Here is an 18,600-nt window from a genome sequence, read left to right on the forward strand (position 1 = left end):
GTCACCGTACGACGATGAACATCCAAACCTAAGTACCACATCGAGCAGCCTCCTTGAATGAAGTGGTTTTACCTTTACAATAAACACTTCGCTTCCCCGCTGCTCTCGTGGGGCTTATAGTATCAGTCCCTATTTTTCTGCACGTCGAAAACTTACCCTTGTAACTTAATATAATGCACGACATAAAAATTGCCCCGCCGTTGCGGCGGGGTGATAGAGGGGGGGGGTATTGAAACATAAGGAGTGAATGAGACATAGTTTAAAACATGATCCTGCGTCTCATTATTCCCATTCAGCCACCCTTGACGTTTCTGATCGCACAACCCTACAATGAAGGCACAAGCGCTGATGGAGGTGATTCTGATGGAACGATTTAATCGAAACGGCATGATGATCTTTCCCGATCCCGACAGGCAAATGTATCGACAACCCGAGAAAGTTCTTATCGTAACCGCATGTACCTGCCATAATGGGCATTCCCTCCTATCCAGACGGGTATCCTTCCAGGGACACCCCGGTATCCTCTTCCATGTCAGCGGGAAAACAGGTTCCGGGCTGGTGGCTCTGAGCCCCGTGTACGGCCAGAAAATACGAGTCTCCCTGGAACTTGACCTGGTTACGGATGAACTGATGGTGTTCTCCTGCCCCAAATGCAGCGAACCCCTCCCGGTCTACGGCCCCTGTCCCTGCGGGGGTGAACTCATCGCCTTTTTCACTGGAGATCCTGGGGATTACTCGTCCTGTCTCGGCATCTGTAACCGGGTTGGATGCATCCACGCCGTAGTGAAATCAGGCGGCGAGCTCGTTTCCCTGGCCTCGCTGGAACCAAACAGCCCGTGATAGCATAGGAAGGTATGGTCGCCCGCCGCTATTCCTCCCCTCTCCTCATTCTCGCTGCATTCTTCCCTTTATTCTTGATTTGCTGTTCACGGAATTCCACGGAAACCTATTCCGCGTTTACTTTTTTCACGATGGATACAATGGTTGAAGTCACGTACCGGGGGCAATCCAATTCCCTGGAGCAGTCCATCCAGAGTGAATTCGAGCGGATCTATCAGGCCTATACCCCTTCCTCCAAAGATAATCTCCTCTCGGAGATCAATGCATCGGACGGACAGCCGGTCCCGGTCGATCCCGAGACCGTTCACCTGATCCATGAAGCCATCCAAATTTCCATGTGGACTCAGGGAACCTTTGACATTTCCGTTCAACCTCTCCTCCGGCTATGGGGATTTAATTTTGATCAGAAAAAGGTAACGATTCCAGGGGAAGATGAGCTTCTCAAAGCTCTTTCCTCTGTGGGGTATCAAAAAATCCAACTTTCTGAACATTCCGTCACCCTTCCTGTCGGGGGAGGCATCGATCTGGGAGGGATAGCCAAAGGATATGCCGTAGACCGGGCGGCCGATATTTTTTTTCGCCATGGCGTCGAAGATTTTTTAATCAACGCCGGGGGCGACCTGAGAGCCGGCGGCCTCAATTCCCGGGGAACCGAGTGGGTGATCGGGATTCAGCACCCCCGTTCGGAAGGCCTGATTACGACCACAACTTTGAAAAACCGGGCCCTGGTGACCTCGGGAGATTACCAGCGCTTCGTCGATATCGATGGAGTCCGCTATCATCACATCCTCGATCCACAGACCGGGCTCCCCTTTCGCATCTGGACTTCCATGACCGTGACGGCACCGTCCTGCATGACGGCGGACGCGCTGGCCACGGGACTTTTCGGCATGACGGAAGAAGAGATTCGAAATGTGATCAAAGAACACCATGCCGATGTTACCTTTCTGGGTGTGACACAATCCCTGAATCTGATCTCCGGACCGTGAATATTTCCTTCCGAACCCGCGTAATTCGGCCATGGGGAACGATGCTATAATCCACACAAGTATTGAATGGAGGTTGCCATGGGTACGGTTCTTCTGATTGTCCTCGTTCTTGTCATTGTGATCGTTGGAGGCGGAATGGTGGGCCTCGTAGTCGGAATGTACAACAGCCTGATCCAGGTCCGAAACAATGTTCAAAAGGCATGGAACAATATCGACGTACTCCTCCAGCAGCGTCATGACGAATTGACAAAGCTGATCGATACGGCCATCGCGTACGTTGAGCACGAGCGGGAAACGTTTGACCACATTGTCAAACTCCGAACCGATTACGATGAAGTTCGGACCATCGCCGAAAAGGTTGGGATTGAAAATACGCTTAACGACCGTTTAAAAAAGATTCAAATGGTCTGGGAACAGTACCCTCAGCTTCGCGCCGTGGAAAGCTTTCTCCAGGTCCAGGATAGAGTTTCCTCACTGGAATCTCAGATCTCGGACCGGCGCGAGTTCTTTAATGACAGCGTCAATATCTACAATATCCAGATCGAACGCCTTCCCGAGGTCCTCCTTGCGAAGCTGTTGGGATATCAGCGCTTTGACTACCTCAGGATCCCCACGGAAAAGAAAGAGGACGTGGAAATGAAATTTGAAAAACCGGAGGAAGCATAAGCCTCTGATTTCAGAGGCCTCGCCCCGTCATGACTGAGTGGACCCATACGAGGCGGGACCAGTACATCCGGAACCATATTGATTCCTGGATCAGGGATCAATTATCGGTTGAAGGTACGATAACTCCCCGGATTTCCAGATTACGGCCGGAAGGAGACCGGGTTCATGTCAAAGGACGGGCCGACATTCGGGATGCCGGCACCATACGAAAGATTGAATTTGCATTTGTAATCAAATTTTCAGAAAGCCTGCCTCCCATGGTCCAGGGATCCATGAAACGAAGTCCGCAATCCAGAGAGTGGACTCTCGTCGATGGAGATCGCCCTTTCCTCTTTCGCTCGGCTAAACCCTCAACCACTCTTCTCAGTAACAGAAAAAGGGCCTTTATCCTGGCTGCGTTCCTTACCCTGGTTTCCGTCCCGCTTGCAACACCTCTTGTTCCCCGAATTGCGGAAGGTCTATGGTCCCTCACATGGAAAACCACCACGGGGACATGGAATGACCAGGGCTCCGGGTATATCTTTCCCGGTCCCGACGGGACACCGGTTGCCGGACAGAGATACACCGCCTGGAAGCCTTCCCCTTCGTTTGGCGATTACGATGATCTCTTCAAGGAAGCCGTACCGCCGTTCCACCTCAAAGGGAAGTCGATTCTCATCCATATCCATCCGACGCGACCCGATCAGTCTCTTCTGCATGCCGGCGTTCCCATCCAGGCTGTCCATCTTCTCTTTCTTCTATCGGCTCTTCTTTTTCCTGCTTTTTTCCTCTGGATTCGGGTGTTGAGACGCGACAAGACCGCGGCGCTTTCACAGGAGCAGCCCCGAAATCTCTGGATTGCATTTTCCCTCTTTCTTGGCAGTTTCATCCTTCTTTTCCCGCTTCTGAGCCTGTGGTCTATCGGGTTCCATACCCTCCCGCCCTCCTGGCCCTTTCTGACTCTCTGGCTCTGCCTTTCCTCAGGGATTCTCTATCCCAAACCATGGCTCCGGCTCTATCGAATCCCATTGGTTCAGAGAATCTTATTCTGGACCCTTGTCTGGGCTTTAACACCTCTTCTTCTTGCCGTTATAGGGTTCACCTTTCCCGCGATCGCCATCGCAGTAATGGGAACCCTTCTCGTACTGCTGTTCCTCTATCCCTTTCTCCGCCCGGAGGCCACGACGCCCTTCTCCCTGCTCTTTCTTTCGATCTGGATTCCGACATACATCGCGGGATTAATTTCTCCCTCGCGAGCCTTTTTCTTCTTTCTCTACCAGCACTTTCCCGACATCTCCTATTACTGGTTCCTGCCCGGGACCGATGCTCCCCGGTTCGGGGCCATGGTGGATCTCTACATTGCGATATCCGGGATCGTCTTCTGCATGGTCACAACGATTCTGGACACGATCTGGCGGGCCCGGCAGGCCATGCAGGTTGAGAATCTGCCCACGGCACGGTCCCGTTCCGCCGCACCCGGAATTGCTGAGTTCAAAGGAACCGCCCGCTCCCTGCCCGAGAACAGGGGAAACTCCATCCTCTACTATAATTCCAGCACTCCTTCCGAAGCCAGGATACGGTCCTTCTATCTTGAAGACGAATCGGGCCAAATCCTTGTGGATCCCCGGGGCGCGTATTTTAGGATCGGCCGTGCTTCCAGCCTGGCCGGAAGGGTATGCGAAATCGTTCTCACCCGCAGGGTTCAAAAATCCGATCTTACCCATCCCCATATAATGGAACTCAGGGATGGGGATCCCGTCTACGTCGTTGGAAATGTCCAGGAAAATCCTGATGCAGGAGAGGAGGCCACGGATTCGGATCGGCTGGTCGTGAAACCCCTTGTGGAGCCGGTCCATGTCAATCCTTTGTGGCAGCTGTTGTTTGCAAAGCTTCACACTCCACCCCGCCGGGATATTCAGCATGTCTTCTTCCTTTCCGATACGACGGAAAATCGAGCCGAACGATTAATCCGCAGAGGTATTCTTCATGTTTGGCTTACCTCTCTCTTCTGGATCCTCCCCTGCCTGTGGATGATCGGAGCCCAGGTTCCCAGAGTGGGACAGGATCGATCAGCCTGGACGATAGAAGAAATCATTCAGTTCGCTCCGGAATCGGAACGGATCCCGCTGGTTCGGGAAAGGCTGATCCACCCCGAACCGCGTCAGAGGCGGAAGGCAGTGGAGTACCTTGCCGATACGGCGGGAAGAGAGGATCCTTCGTTTGCTCCAGCACTCATTCCTCTCCTTCTCGATCCTGATCGGGGTGTGCGAAGGACGACAGCCGATGTCCTCTACCGTATCAAGGTGGACCATTCTGCTTCGTTTCGGGTGCCGTTCATTCTGAAGACCCTTCGGACCGGGAGCGTTGAATTGAAACGCCTGGCAGCCTTCCTCCTGCGAAAGACCGGAGGGGACCCCGGCGCCGTGGTACCGGCACTTGCCCGAGCGCTTTCGGATGAAAACCATAATGTCCGGGCCAATGCTGCATGGTCGATCTCCTATATCGGCTGGTACGATAAACCGTCCCTTGAAAAGCTTGTCCAATGCCTCGAGGATCCCGATTCGGAGGTTCGGGAAGCAGCGACCCACGCCATTGTCCAGCTCCCTCTTCCTCCTGATCAGGGTCTTCCCATTGCAAGACAGATGTTTCATTCAGGAGACCCGATCCTTCTCAAAGGAGCCGCCCGATCCATCAAACGTTACGGGGAGGATGGCTCTACATTCCTTCCTGAACTGGCTGATCTTTTGAATCATGATGATTCGGGAGTCCGTCTTCAGGCCGTCGTTGCGATGGGCGCAATCCATAACGTACCCCCCTCTATCGTCCAGAACCTCCTGCCGCTGTTGAACGATCCCGAGACGGGTGTCCGGCAGTTCACCGTTGAGACTCTGGGAAAAATCGGCGTCAAAAGCCGTGAAGTCCTTGATGCCCTGCTGGATACCCTGAATGACAGGGCCACCTGGGTCAGACGCGAAGCCGTCGGGGTTCTCGGCAAACTTGGAACCGGGGATCCAGAAGTCATCCGGAGAATGGGTGATCTTCTGAGGGATTCCGATGAACGTGTACGAATGGATGCCGTGCATAACCTTTCAGGAATCGGGAAGGATGCTTTACCCGCGATGAACGGGCTGACGGCCGCTCTTACCGGCAGTGATGACAGGGTCCGGGAGGAAGCCGCATCGGTCCTGGGTGATATCGGGCCTGCGGCAAGCGAGGCGGCCCCGGTTCTTCTCGCCTGTCTGAAAGATGAAAACACACGGATCCGACAAGCAGCAATTCGAGCCCTTGGAAGGATCCAGCCCAACAATCCCTTAATCCTCAATGAGCTGAAGACGATGCTGGATTCGGCCACCGATCCTTCGATGAAAAATGAGATTCGAATGACCCTTCAGCAGGTTCTGAACACTCCGCAGCGGAGGGCCGCCCTGGCCGTCCTTGCGCGGAAAGGAGTCCATCAACCGGAGGATCTGCCTTCGTTGCTCTTTTTGTTGAGCGATTACGAGGAATCGGTACGGGCCGCATCCGTTTCCGCGATTGGAGATATGGAAGCGATGGGTGCTCCAGCCTATCACGAACTCCGTACCCATCTGAACGATCCCAGCCCGCCGGTACGGGCCAGAACCTGTATTGCCCTTGGTAAAATACCTTCGTTCGCAGGGGATTCTATTGGCGACATAGCAGATCTTCTTTCCGACCCGGACAGTTATGTCCGGCTCTGCGCGGCTCAATCTCTGGCTGCGTTCGGACCGGAGCTTCTCCCTGTCAGGGACAAGATTGCAAAGGCTCTTCGGGATCCGGATCACAGTGTTCATGCCCTCGCGGCTCGAGCCCTCGCATCATCCGGATCGCCGGAAAAATCCTCCCTTTCTTCCATCACCAGGCTGATGAAGGATCAGAATCCTGAATGCCGCCGAAACGCACTTAAGGTCGCAACTTCCATGGGGATCGAAGCCGTGTCTCTGATTCCTGCCATTATCGCCCTTCTGCAGGATCCCGACTACCATGTCCGCCGATACGCTGCGGAAGCCCTGGGCTCGATGGGACCTTCCGGATCTCCAGCCGTTCCCAATCTGATTTTAGCAATAGAGGACAAAGAAATTCAGATCTATGCCATACGGGCACTCGGATCGATCGGCCCTCCCGCCGTGGAGGCAATACCCGTGCTTGAGAACCTAATGAGTACCCATCCCCCACCCTATCTCCAGAACGAAATCCGGGATGCCCTTATTAAAATCAGGCCATAATTCTCACATCCCGTTTATGTGAAATTTAGAACATAAGTCTTGACACTTCCTTTGTAAGGATTATAATAAACGGCTATTCATCTGTCGTACATTCGGGGGCTATATGCGTTCTAAATCGTTTCGAAAGGGAATTCACCCTCCCGATCGCAAAGGTGCATCCAATGCCCTTTCTACCGAGGTATTTCCCCCGGTTGAGCGGGTGGTCATCCCCCTCCATCAGCACACGGGGGCCCCGGCTGAACCTCTTGTGAAAAAAGGTGACAATGTAGCTCGCGGGCAAAAGATCGGAGAGGCCCGGGGTCTCATTTCCGCCTGCATACATGCCTCGATCTCCGGAACCGTGAAGGCCGTCGATCCCATGCTCAGCCCTTCGGGAAAGTCGGTTCTCTCTATTCAGATTGACTCCGACGGAGAGGACACCCTTCACGAATCCGTCTGTCCCCTGAAAGAAGACCTTTCCTCTTACACCCCCGATGAAGTCCGTCAGGTGATCCGGGAAGCCGGGATCGTAGGTTTAGGCGGTGCCGCCTTTCCTACGGCGGTAAAGCTGACTCCTCCCCGTGAGTACCCTGTGGACACGGTGATTCTGAATGGTGCCGAATGCGAGCCCTTCCTGACCACGGACCATCGGGTGATGCTGGAGCGGGCCGACGATCTGATCGCGGGAGCGGACATCCTGAGAACCACGGTCGGCGCCGCAAAGGTCGTGCTGGGAGTCGAAACCAACAAGATGGATGTCATTACCCTCTACGAGTCAAAGCTCCGCGGCCGCCTTGATTTCACCGTTGTACCATTACGAACCAAATATCCCCAGGGCGGGGAAAAGATGCTGATCAAGGCCATCCTTGGCCGCGAAGTCCCTCGCGGAGGACTTCCCTTTCATTGCGGGGTCCTTGTCCAGAATGTGGGTACGACCGTGGCGGTCCTGGATGCCCTCAAAACGGGAATGCCATTGATCGAGCGGGGACTCACCGTCTCAGGAGACGCTGTAACCACGCCGAAAAACCTCCAGGTTCGCATCGGTACCTCCTTTCACGACATCCTCACCCATTGCGGCGGATCGATGGAGGAAATCGGATCTCTGATCATGGGAGGCCCCATGATGGGAGTCTCCCAGTGGACGGACGAAATTCCCGTTGTAAAGGCCACCTCGGGGATTCTGGCTTTCCGGAGACCCGGAGCGGGTCCGGAAAAAGAATATCCCTGCATCCGGTGTAATTCGTGCGCCACCCATTGCCCGATGAACCTGATTCCAACCCGGATCGTCACCTTCGCGAAGCACGGCCGAATCGATGAGGCTCAAAAGTGGGGCCTCATGGATTGCATGGAGTGCGGCACCTGTGCCTATGCATGCCCCGCCCGAATTCCCCTCGTTCAGTGGGTTCGGGTAGGGAAATACGATGTCTTCCAGAGCCGAAAAAGGGCGGAGGCAAGATCATGAGTGAGCCCAACTACCTTTCCCGTACCCTTCTCCTCTCCTCACCCCACGCACGAAGGAAGGACTCCGTTCCCGTCATCATGTACTGGGTCGTCGGAGCCCTTCTTTTTCCCGTTGCCGGTTCGATCTATTACTTCGGGTGGAACGCTACTCGACTTCTGGCGGCCTGCATCCTGGGCTGCGTCATCACTGAAGTTCTCTTTCTTCTGGGCAGGAAAAAGGATCTTTCGGCCTGTTACGACGGTTCGGCCCTGATCACCGGGATCCTCCTTGCCCTTACCCTTCCTCCGGGCCTGAAAACCTCGTATGCTGTCATCGGCGGTATTGTCGCCGTCGGTCTCGGAAAGCAGGTCTTCGGAGGGCTGGGCTTCAATATCTTTAATCCCGCCCTTGTGGGCCGCGCCTTTCTCCAGGCGGCCTTCCCCGTTGCTATGACTACATGGACACCTCCCCGAACCCTTGAGGTTGTGGATGCCGTCTCCTTTGCCACGCCTCTTGGAGGATTCAAGTTTTCGGGCATTCTCACCGATCCCAATTCTCTGCTTTTCGGTTCCATCGGAGGTTCTCTGGGTGAAACCTCCGCCCTCCTGCTCCTGATCGGAGGATTGATTCTCCTCATGAAGGGATATATCGACTGGAAGATTCCTGCAGGTATCTTCGTCACCGTAGCCATATTCACCGGGATTCTGCATTCCGTGAATCCGGATCGCTACGCCGATCCCATATTCCATCTCCTCGCCGGCGGACTCATGCTTGGTGCGATCTTCATGGCCACCGACATGGTGACCTCCCCCCTGACTCCCCGCGGAACCTGGATCTACGCGGTTGGGATCGGGATCCTGATCGTTGTGATTCGAGTTTTCGGCGGTCTGCCGGAGGGTGTCATGTACTCCATCCTGATCATGAACGGGTTCGTTCCCCTGCTGAACAAGCTGACAAGGTCCCGAATTCTCGGGGAAGGAGGAGCGCGATGATCGGCAAACAGGTCCGGATTGTCCTGATCCTCGTGATCGTGTGCCTCGTGATCGGAGGGTCGGTCTCCTACTTTGCCGCCTATACCCAGCCCATGATTGAACGGAATGCCCGGGAAGCGCTCAAGAAGGCCGTCAACGAAGTCCTTCCCGGCGTCGACTCCTTCGAGGAGATTGTACCGGGAGATTCCTTTCGGGTTTACAAAGGAAAAGATGCGGGGGGAAATACCATCGGATATGCGATCTACCGGGTAGGAGTTGGATTTCAGGATAAGATCGCCCTGATCTTCGGCGTGGATCCCGACATGACCAAAATCTTTGCCCTGAACATCCTGGATCAGAAGGAGACCCCCGGCCTGGGTGCCAAGATCACTGACGACAAGGCCTTCCTGGGATTCTGGAAGGAGAAGAGCCTGACGTCCCCGATATCCTATGCCAAACCGCCCCGCCCCGCTGACGCCCTGAGTGACAGCCAGATCAACGCCATTTCCGGAGCGACCATCTCCTCAGATGCCGTGGTGAAGATTGTGAATGCCGCCGTGGAAGAGGCGCGGGGGCGGATTGGAGGTGAATCGTGAGTAAGCAGAACACCCTGAGCCAGGAGTTTCTCAAGGGCCTCTGGAAGGAGAATCCCAACCTTGTCCAGCTCCTCGGCATGTGCCCGATGCTTGCGGTAACCAACGAGGTCGTGAACGCCATCGGAATGGCGGGTGCAGTCACCTTCGTTCTCCTGGCCTCCGCCCTGATCATCTCCCTGATCCGTTCGTGGATCCCGGCCCAGGTCCGGATCCCGACCTTCATCGTCATCATCGCCGGTTTTGTTACGATGGCGGATCGCTATCTTGCTGCCTTCTACCCCGACCTCTCCAAGGCCCTGGGCCCCTTCGTTCCCCTGATCGTCGTCAACTGCGTCATCCTGGGCCGGATGGAGGCCTTTGCCTCCAAGAACAAACCCGGCCGTTCGGTCATCGACGCGCTGGGAATGAGCGTAGGGTTCGGGATTGTCCTTCTGATCATGGGGGCCGTGCGGGAACTGCTCGGGAACGGGACCATTCTCGGTGCCCAGATCCTGAGCCCCAACTGGTACGATCCCATGATGGTCTTTATCCTTCCCGCCGGGGCCTTCCTGACACTGGGCCTCCTGATCGGCGTATCGAACCTCGTCCAGAAAAAGCTGGCGGGCCGCTGAGGAGGGGACATGGAATACATCATTATTCTCGTATCGGCAATCCTGATCAACAACTTCGTTCTGGCCCAGTTCCTGGGAATCTGTCCCTTCCTGGGCGTTTCCAACCGCCTCTCCAGCGCCATCTCGATGGGCGCCGCAGTCACCTTTGTCATGACACTGACCGCCATCGTCACCTGGCCCCTCTTTTACCTCGTCCTTGCTCCGTACAAGCTCGACTTCCTCCAGATCATCACCTTCATCCTCGTCATTGCGAGCCTGGTCCAGTTCGTGGAGATGTTTATCAAGAAATCCTCCCCTCCCCTCTACGACGCGCTGGGTATCTTCCTTCCCCTGATCACAACAAACTGCGCCATCCTGGGGTTTGCTCTTTTTGCGGTGTTAAAAAATTACTCCTACCTGGAGACGATCGTCTTCGGCGTGGGAGCCGGTCTTGGATTCACGCTGGCTCTCGTCATCATGGCCGGAATCCGGGAAGAACTTCAATTTGCTGATGTTCCACAGTCGCTTCGCGGCGCGGGCATCACCCTTCTTGTTGCCGGCATTCTGGCCCTGGCCTTCATGGGCTTTGCCGGTCTCATTCGCTGAGGTGCCGTCATGATCCTGATTGCCATCCTCACACTGGGTTCGGTTGCCCTGGTATTCGGAACCATTCTGGCCATCGCCGACGTCAAGCTTCAGGTCATCGAAAATCCGAAGATTTCCGAAATCAATGAAATCCTGCCCCAGGCCAACTGTGGAGCCTGCGGACTTCCTGGCTGCAAGGGATACGCGGCGGCCATCGTCCATGACGATGTCCCCATTAACAAGTGCGCTCCTGGCGGACAGGACGTGATTGACGCGATCGCCTCGATCATGGGGCTTGAAGCCGTAGAGGCCGTTCGAAACGTGGCCCGGGTCCACTGCCGTGGTGATGAAGAAGCCTCCAGGCGCCGGGCTCAATACACCGGCATTGAAACATGCAAGGCAGCCGCCCTGGTTGGAGGCGGAGACAAGCACTGTGAATGGGGCTGTCTCGGGTATGGAGACTGCGTCACCGTCTGTACTTTCGACGCCATAGCCATGGGGCCCAACGGTCTTCCCACCGTGGATGAAGATGCATGCACAGGCTGTAAGGCCTGTGTCGACGCCTGCCCGAGGGGAATCCTGGAGCTTCATCCCATCACAGAGGATATTCTCGTATTCTGTCGGTCCCACGACGGGCCCAAACAGTCACGATCGGTCTGCTCCAACGCCTGTATCGCCTGCTGGCAGTGTGTGAGAAAATCGCCCCAGGGAGCCGTGGACATGGATGACAACCTGGCCCGCGTTCTCCATGCGGAAGCCGCGGCTGAAGCCTGTGCCCGCGGGGATTTCAAATGTCCAACGAAGGCGATCGGCCTGATGCGGGCCGTGGATGTTCCGCCTCCTCCGCCCCAGCCTCCCGTACAGGAAGCCGTTCAGCCGTGATCGAGCGCGAGGAAGGAACCGTGATGCGGATTGACGGCCCCCATGCATGGGTGGTCCCGGATACGGTATCAGCCTGTGATGAATGCTCCCTCTGCGCGAGGACTTCTACCAACGAAATCCGAATGGCCAATCCTGTCCGTGCCGCGGCAGGAGACCGAGTACGTTTTGCCCTCGATATCGACGCACTGAACCGGCGTTTTATCTTTATTCTTCTTTTTGCCCTCTGCCTGGTAATCGCGGGAGCCTTTGGCGGCCATGCAGCCGCTCCTTCCCTTGGACTCACCCCCGAGATTGCTACGCTGGCGGGTGCAGCATTTGCAGTGATTGCCGCGGTGTTCCTTACCCGTATGTTTCAGCCCGGACCATCCAAAGCTCTTGAGCCCACGATTGTAGAGATCGTGAAGGAGGAACCATGAAACCGACTCGACGTGATCTGTTCACCTTCCTGGGATTAACCGCCCTGGGCGCCGCCCTCCCCCTGAAGGCCGCAGGACGGGGCACATCGGAAGAATTCCTGATCCATACCGGGCAGCCCCTGGATACGGTGCGGACGATCCTGAAACATCTGAATCGGACCCTTTCCACCACTCCGGTTCTGGTGGGTCTTACCCCCAGGGCGGAGCCGATCTCCCGGGCGCTGATCCGGGAAGGGGTGGCCATGGCTCCCGGAACCGATCCGATCTGGCAACGCTGGGGGCTCAGCATCCTGGTTCAGCTCCAGGTCCGTGAAGTAACTCCTGTGAAACCCGGTTTCACACTACTGCGCAAGGGGACAATCGTTGATCCGAGATCCGGAAGCTTCGCCTCTCTGGCCTCGCAGATTTACCGTGAGGAAAGCGCGGGATATGAGGTCATCGTCTCCCTTGACCCTTCTTACATGCCTTCGGGTACGGGAAAAGAACACGAAGCAAAAATTACCGTCGACGGAGCCACCCGGGCCACCCTGGATCTTCGTAAATCCAGTGAAATCCGGGTAGCCGGTCTCATCGGAACAACCCATCTTCGAGCAGAAGGTGGACAGATCTTCGTGGAGAACGCCCCCTGCCGGCACCATATATGCCGCCATCGAGGCCCCATCGCGATGCCGGGACAGAGAATCATCTGCGCTCCTCAGAGAATGGTGATAGAATTGACCGGATTTTCCGGTATCGATGCGATCGCCGGGTAAGGAGAACGACATGGCACCCAATCTGTCCACGACCTACCTCGGTCTTCCCCTCGCCAACCCCCTAATCGTCGGATCCTGCAGCCTGACCGGAAACCTTGACTGGATCCGGAGATTTTCTGATGGCGGAGCGGGTGCCATCGTCCTGAAATCCCTCTTTGAAGAGCAAATCGACACCGACGTCCAGGTTATCGAGAACCATCTCTGGATGCAGGGCCACGCGGAGTCCCACCAGTACGTCCGGAGTATGGGAATGGAACTGGGGGCCAATAGCTACATTCATCTTCTGGAAGAGGCAAAAAAAATAGCCTCCTGTCCGATTATCGCTTCGATCAACTGCGTTACACCAAAATGGTGGTCGGCTTATGCCCGGAAGCTGGCTGATGCCGGAGCCGACGCACTCGAGCTGAACATCTCCATGCTTCCCACCGACCCCGACCGCACCTCTCAGGATGTGGAAGAACGGATCATGGACATCGTCGAATCGGTTAACAGGGATGTATCGATCCCCCTTGCCGTAAAGGTTGGGCCCTTCTTTACGGCTTTCTCACGGATAGCAAATGAACTCGTTCTGAGGGGAGCCTCCGGACTGGTTCTCTTTAACCGCTTTTACCACATGGATCTCGATCCCGATTCCCTTAAGATCCGGGCCCGTAATCCCTTGAGCTCTCCAGAGGAAAGCCATCTTCCTCTCCGCTGGATCGCTCTGCTCTATGATCATATCGAGGCCGATCTCTGCGCGTCGACAGGGATTCATGACGCCATGGCCGCGATCAAGATGATACTGGCCGGTGCCAGCGCGGTCCAGATGTGCTCCGTTCTCTACCATCGCGAGGAGGGGGTACTGCGAGAAATTCAGGAAGGGATGGAAACCTGGATGAAGGAAAAGGGGTATTCTTCTCTTGAAGATTTTCAGGGTCTGGCCTGTCAGTCCCGAAGCCGTCACCCGGAAGCCTATGAACGGCTGCAGTACATCCGGGCCCTCACGGGGATCGAATAATCAGCCTGCGGATTCGTAGTATTCTTGTCCATCAAATTTTGAAAGGAGGCATATCCCATGGGTGAACGGAACAAGAAAGGATGCGGCTGCTGCGGAGGCGGGATTTTTGGAAGTATTGGGTCTGTCCTGGCCGCCCTGCTGAGCTGGAAGGTAAACCACTCGATCCTCTGGGCCCTGCTCCATGCCTTCTTCAGCTGGTTTTACGTGATCTATCACTTCCTGAAGTACGGCGAAATTCTCCCCTGATCACGTCTTCCTTTCATTCACGGCTTCCGAGGCAGGTCTGCGGCCAAACTGCAGATCGTGGTGCAGGTCGGCCCAATGGCGAAGAACCACAAGGGGGGCCAGAAGAACCCAGCCTGAGGGAGAGAGCCCTGCAGCCTGCCGGATGATAACCACCACACCGGCCATGAGGCTGGCACATCCCAGGATCCAGGTTTCCTGGTTGTTGTAGCCCATGTTGACTTCAATAGAAGCTTTAAAATCGATGACGATGGAGCGGGAGAAGAGATCCTGGATGAGGTAGACGACGGCCAGGATCATCGCCCAGGCTATTTCGTCTCCGAAGACTTTCCATGAAAAATCCAGCTCACGCTGCGGGTTGACGTGTGTGAAAACCAGGGCCAGGAAAGAAATCCCTGCGATGAGCACGAGATAGCCTCCAAGGCCCAGGGGAGTCGTAGATCCCTCCGCCTTTAAGACATTGGACTTCTCCCCATGCCAGGGACGGCGGGAGAGGCGCTCCATCAAAAGAGCCATGGGGCCTCCACGGGATACGACATGGACAGCCATCATCAGGTGAACGAGAATCAACTGGCCGAGAAAAGCCAGGATAAAGGCGTAAATCAGGGTCCGGGGATGGACATCGGAAAGGAGAATCGCGCCGACGGTCAGGACCAGCGTGATCAGATTAACTGTGATCACGAAAAGTCTGGAAGGTTTTTTCTGAGGAGCCACGGTCACCGATCGATCATAGCACGACTGAAAATGGGGTACACTACCTGTAGAAGGGTTATGACTATGGAGAGATATCTCAGGTGAACCTGATTCCGACCATTGTCCTCATTGTTGTCATCGGCCTGATCTGGCTGATTACCGGGAGCGTGCGCCGCGCAAAGCAGCAAAAGAAGCGCCGTATCGAGTTCCTTCGAAATCTGGGATTTTATTCGGTCCCGGAGGACGAACCGATGCTGGTCCAGAAAATTGCGAGTCTGAATCCGAAAAAAACCGGTCCCTTTTCCACAAAAAACCTCCAGGTTCGGAAAGAGTATTCATATTCCCTCTACCTCTATGACCTTCATGACAGCTCGGGCGACGGAACGACCATCAATCATGATCAAGTCTCCCTTGTTGCGGGCGAATGGAGTCTTCCCAGGTTTTCGATCCTTCCAAAGATCGAATCGAAGGGTTTTCTGGCTCAAATGGCGAACCAGGCCATGACCTGGGCCGCGGGTCTTGCTTTCGTCCGTGTCGATTTCCCTGAAGATCCGCCGTTCCAGGACCATTTCATCCTTGCGGGAGACGACGAATCGGCGTTGCGTGCTTTCTTTACCCCTGCACGCCGTCAACAGCTTCTGGAACACCATTCCTGGTGCCTGGAAGGGTATCACGACATTCTGAACCTCTCGAAAATGGATTTTTCCAGAAAAAACAAAGAAGAATGGGAGCAACAAATCCTGTCCACCCTCGACACCGCATCCGCCCTCGCCCGAATCTTTACTGAGTCTGAATAAAAAAGGTACCCGGCACAAATTGTCACCAAACCATTGCTTTCTTCAATAATCTTCTTTTACGATTATTTTCCTGTCATCATCAGCCAGAGGAGAAATCCAAGGCAATAGAGGCATGGCGAAAAGGCCAGGATCGTGGCCAGCAGAGGGCCGGTCACCTTCTCCCCTCTATTTCTGGCCATGGCTGTCACGCCAATGGCTGAGAATCCTACAAACAGACTCAAGGGAACAAGAAAGAGGATCGTTGCGGCTAGTCCCAGAACAACTCCCAGTCCTTTCATATCCGACGACCGTCTGTCCGCATCGATGAGGATGAACCAGACAAAGGCAAACGCTGCCGGAGGTAGAATTGAGAATGAGTAGAAGAGCCATCGGGGAAATTTCCTGACAGGAATCACGATAACCTTACCTTACGAAATTCAAAATTTGATATCCGACCTGCTCCCATTATTTCAGATTATACCTGCCCGGATAAAAACATGTCCATTGAGAGTTGACCAGCCGATTCGCAATCCTGGCTGTGGAACCTAAGATTGGGTTTGTGCGTACTGTTCTTTGATGACATTTTTAAGAGCACGCATTTACCCCATTCGGAGGAGCACCCCATGAAAACCTTGTTTCGAGTCTTTTTCGGCCTGATCGCGCTTGGTGCGATTTCCGGCATTTTCTTTTTCGTTACAAACAATGCCGGAGCAAAGCAGACCCCCTACACCCTTCAGGAAATCCAGAGAGGAACGATCGTGGACAAGGCCCTTGCCGTGGGGCAGATCGTTCCGGACCAGGAGGTCCAGGTGAAATCGCAGATCTCCGGAATCGTGAAGCGGTGCTACGTGGAGGTGGGCGATACGGTTCGTACCGGGGATCCTCTCTTTGAAATCACTCCGGATCCGACTCCCCTTCAGCTAACCGAAGCCGAGAGGAATGTCGAGATTGCCGATGTTTCCTTCAACAAGGCCAGGGCTGACTTCCTGCGCAAGCAGAAGCTCCTGGATAACGGCATCCTTTCCAGGGAGGAATACGATGTTGCGAAGGAGACCTACGATCAGGCCGAGATCCAGCTGAGCCTGGCCAGGGAACGTTTTCAGCTGATCAAGGAAGGCAAGATCAAGAAGGCCAGCGGCGGGGTGGATTCGGTCATCCGGGCTCCGGCTTCGGGTACGGTCCTTCAGCGGCCTGTAAATCCCGGCGACCCGGTCGTTCCCCTGACCTCCTATCAGGCCGGGACCGTCATGATGACGATCGCAGACATGGGTTCCCTTCTCTTTAAGGGTACGGTGGACGAAATCGATGTGGGCAAACTCCGTGAATCCCTTCCAGTACGGATCCGTGTAGGAGCCCTTCCCAATGCAACAATCACGGGACAGCTGGCAAAGATTGCCCCGAAGGCCACCGAGGACGAAGGGACTACGGTCTTTGACGTGGAGGCTTCGATTCAGGACCGCGGGGATGCCTACCTTCGTGCGGGCTATTCCGCTAACGCGGAGATCATCATCCAGGAAAAGGCCGATGTCCTGATCCTGCCGGAACGGCTTCTCCTCTTTGAGGATGACGCGACCTTTGTGGAAGTTCCTTCCGAGGATCCGGAAGCGGAACCGGTCAAGAAAAAGGTGACCCTCGGCTTGAGCGACGGATTGAACGTGGAAGTCGTCGAGGGGCTGAACGAGGGCGACCAGGTAGTACAGCGTCCGCCCCGCGAGATCGAGTAATCCATGGCCCTGAGAAATTACCTGAAGCAGTTTCTTGCCGATGTACGCGGGCAGAAATTGCGGACCTTCCTTACCCTCTTCGGGATCGTCTGGGGAACGACGGCCGTATCCCTTCTCCTGGCCTTCGGTGCCGGCCTGCACCACATGATGCTGGTCAGCCAGAAGGGCCTGGGGGAGAACATCATCATCTGCTGGCCTTCCAAGACCAGCCTTCCCTGGGAGGGACTTCCCCGCGGACGCCAGGTTCGAACAGCACCGGAGGACATGGATCTCCTCCGGGCGGAAGTTACCGACATTTCCCGGCTCAGCGGTGAATTCTCCATGTGGGACCGGAAGTTCAAAGCGGGCCGTAAGGTGATTGTTCCCAACATGGTCGGCGTGAACGACGAATATGCCACGATGCGGAACATGATTCCCCAGGAGGGAGGAAGATTCATCGATCCCCTCGATCTCGGGAGCAAGAAACGGGTCGTCTTCCTGGGAAACGACCTGGCCCAGGATCTCTTCGGCTCGCAGGACGTCGTGGGTCAGTACGTCGCGATTACCGGCATGCCCTTCATGGTCGTGGGAATCCTGCAGGACAAGGAACAGGACTCCAACTATTCCGGTAGAGACGTAGACAAGGCTGTGATCCCGGAGAGCACCTTCGCGGCCATGTACGGGAGGAATTACTACAACAACTTTGTCGTCCAGGCGGAGGAAGGCGCCGATGTGGAAAAGGTGAAGGACGGAATTATCGGCGCTCTGGCCCGCAAGTACCGCTTCGACCCAAAGGACAAGGAAGCGGTGCGGATGTGGGACACGACGGAGAATTTCAAGTTCTTTAACACCTTCTTTATGGCCTTCCGGGTCTTTCTCGGAATCCTTGGAGCCCTCACCCTCATCGTAGGGGGGATCGGGGTTTCCAACATCATGTACGTTGTCGCAGAGGAGAGGACAAAGGAAATTGGCGTCAAGATGGCCCTGGGGGCGAAAAAGCGTTACATCATCGGCCAGATTCTCTTTGAGACCCTGATGCTCGTCTTTATCGGCGGTATCCTGGGCTTCGGAATTTCCTGGGGAATCTGCACCCTTGTGCCCCTCACCGGCGTCCAGGAGTTTGTCGGAACTCCGGATCTCTCGATGACGGCAACGGCAATCACGGCGGTCATTCTCGGACTGGTCGGGCTCGTGGCCGGGTTCTTCCCGGCGAGAACCGCAGCGAGCCTGAACCCCGTGGAAGCGTTGAGGATCTGAC

Annotated in this window: 19 protein-coding genes; 17 read left to right on the top strand and 2 right to left on the bottom strand. The window is 55.4% G+C overall.

Annotated elements, in window-relative coordinates:
* The first annotated feature begins 363 nt into the window (after positions 1–363).
* From PLD04_01970 to PLD04_02035, 14 genes are all read left to right on the top strand, one after another.
* Positions 364–840, top strand: coding sequence for a hypothetical protein (locus PLD04_01970; protein ID HXK67084.1), 477 nt, complete (start codon positions 364–366; stop codon positions 838–840).
* 140 nt (positions 841–980) lie between these two features.
* A complete protein-coding gene (locus tag PLD04_01975) occupies positions 981–1,829 on the top strand; it encodes an FAD:protein FMN transferase (protein HXK67085.1) in 849 nt (282 codons plus the stop codon).
* A gap of 78 nt (positions 1,830–1,907) precedes the next feature.
* The gene (locus PLD04_01980; protein HXK67086.1) at positions 1,908–2,495 is read left to right on the top strand and encodes a LemA family protein; all 588 of its coding nucleotides are present in this window, start codon (positions 1,908–1,910) and stop codon (positions 2,493–2,495) included.
* 29 nt (positions 2,496–2,524) lie between these two features.
* Positions 2,525–6,718: a HEAT repeat domain-containing protein gene (locus PLD04_01985; protein HXK67087.1), complete on the top strand. Its 4,194-nt coding sequence runs from the start codon at positions 2,525–2,527 to the stop codon at positions 6,716–6,718.
* A 103-nt stretch (positions 6,719–6,821) separates the two neighbouring features.
* Positions 6,822–8,159 carry an electron transport complex subunit RsxC gene (rsxC, locus tag PLD04_01990; GenBank protein ID HXK67088.1) on the top strand — a complete coding sequence of 446 codons (1,338 nt, stop codon included), beginning with the start codon at positions 6,822–6,824 and terminating at the stop codon, positions 8,157–8,159.
* A complete protein-coding gene (locus tag PLD04_01995; GenBank protein HXK67089.1) occupies positions 8,156–9,130 on the top strand; it encodes an RnfABCDGE type electron transport complex subunit D in 975 nt (324 codons plus the stop codon). The genes rsxC and PLD04_01995 overlap by 4 nt, the downstream gene beginning before the upstream one ends.
* Positions 9,127–9,705, top strand: coding sequence for an FMN-binding protein (locus PLD04_02000; protein ID HXK67090.1), 579 nt, complete (start codon positions 9,127–9,129; stop codon positions 9,703–9,705). Before PLD04_01995 ends, PLD04_02000 begins: the two co-directional genes overlap by 4 nt.
* On the top strand, positions 9,702–10,316 hold the full coding sequence (locus PLD04_02005; GenBank protein HXK67091.1) for an electron transport complex subunit E: 615 nt from the start codon (positions 9,702–9,704) through the stop codon (positions 10,314–10,316). The genes PLD04_02000 and PLD04_02005 overlap by 4 nt, the downstream gene beginning before the upstream one ends.
* A gap of 9 nt (positions 10,317–10,325) precedes the next feature.
* Positions 10,326–10,901, top strand: coding sequence for an electron transport complex subunit RsxA (rsxA, locus tag PLD04_02010; protein ID HXK67092.1), 576 nt, complete (start codon positions 10,326–10,328; stop codon positions 10,899–10,901).
* Between the two features lie 9 nt (positions 10,902–10,910).
* Entirely contained in the window at positions 10,911–11,762 is an 852-nt protein-coding gene (locus PLD04_02015; GenBank protein ID HXK67093.1) for an RnfABCDGE type electron transport complex subunit B, read from the top strand.
* Positions 11,759–12,178 (top strand): SoxR reducing system RseC family protein, encoded by a 420-nt coding sequence (locus PLD04_02020; protein ID HXK67094.1) that lies wholly within the window; start codon positions 11,759–11,761, stop codon positions 12,176–12,178. Before PLD04_02015 ends, PLD04_02020 begins: the two co-directional genes overlap by 4 nt.
* Positions 12,175–12,930: a NusG domain II-containing protein gene (locus PLD04_02025; GenBank protein HXK67095.1), complete on the top strand. Its 756-nt coding sequence runs from the start codon at positions 12,175–12,177 to the stop codon at positions 12,928–12,930. The genes PLD04_02020 and PLD04_02025 overlap by 4 nt, the downstream gene beginning before the upstream one ends.
* Positions 12,931–12,940: 10 nt before the next feature.
* Positions 12,941–13,927, top strand: coding sequence for a dihydroorotate dehydrogenase-like protein (locus tag PLD04_02030; GenBank protein ID HXK67096.1), 987 nt, complete (start codon positions 12,941–12,943; stop codon positions 13,925–13,927).
* A gap of 57 nt (positions 13,928–13,984) precedes the next feature.
* Entirely contained in the window at positions 13,985–14,173 is a 189-nt protein-coding gene (locus PLD04_02035; GenBank protein ID HXK67097.1) for a hypothetical protein, read from the top strand.
* Here PLD04_02035 and PLD04_02040 read toward each other — a convergent pair whose 3' ends face one another.
* Positions 14,174–14,890 (bottom strand): hypothetical protein, encoded by a 717-nt coding sequence (locus PLD04_02040; protein ID HXK67098.1) that lies wholly within the window; start codon positions 14,888–14,890, stop codon positions 14,174–14,176.
* A 74-nt stretch (positions 14,891–14,964) separates the two neighbouring features.
* Between PLD04_02040 and PLD04_02045 the strand changes: the two genes are divergently transcribed.
* Entirely contained in the window at positions 14,965–15,660 is a 696-nt protein-coding gene (locus tag PLD04_02045) for a hypothetical protein (GenBank protein ID HXK67099.1), read from the top strand.
* 62 nt (positions 15,661–15,722) lie between these two features.
* On the opposite strand, the gene PLD04_02050 is transcribed toward PLD04_02045, so the two are convergent.
* Positions 15,723–16,055 carry a hypothetical protein gene (locus PLD04_02050; GenBank protein ID HXK67100.1) on the bottom strand — a complete coding sequence of 111 codons (333 nt, stop codon included), beginning with the start codon at positions 16,053–16,055 and terminating at the stop codon, positions 15,723–15,725.
* Between the two features lie 207 nt (positions 16,056–16,262).
* Here PLD04_02050 and PLD04_02055 point away from each other — a divergent pair, with 207 nt between their 5' ends.
* Both PLD04_02055 and PLD04_02060 read left to right on the top strand, forming a co-directional pair.
* Complete coding sequence (locus PLD04_02055; GenBank protein HXK67101.1) at positions 16,263–17,363, top strand: efflux RND transporter periplasmic adaptor subunit; 1,101 nt, start codon at positions 16,263–16,265, stop codon at positions 17,361–17,363.
* A gap of 3 nt (positions 17,364–17,366) precedes the next feature.
* Positions 17,367–18,599, top strand: a complete 1,233-nt coding sequence (locus PLD04_02060; GenBank protein ID HXK67102.1) for an ABC transporter permease — start codon at positions 17,367–17,369, stop codon at positions 18,597–18,599.
* Position 18,600: the final 1 nt, after the last annotated feature.

It is taken from the genome of Thermoanaerobaculia bacterium (assembly GCA_035593605.1).
In the GTDB taxonomy this organism is placed as follows: domain Bacteria; phylum Acidobacteriota; class Thermoanaerobaculia; order UBA2201; family DAOSWS01; genus DAOSWS01.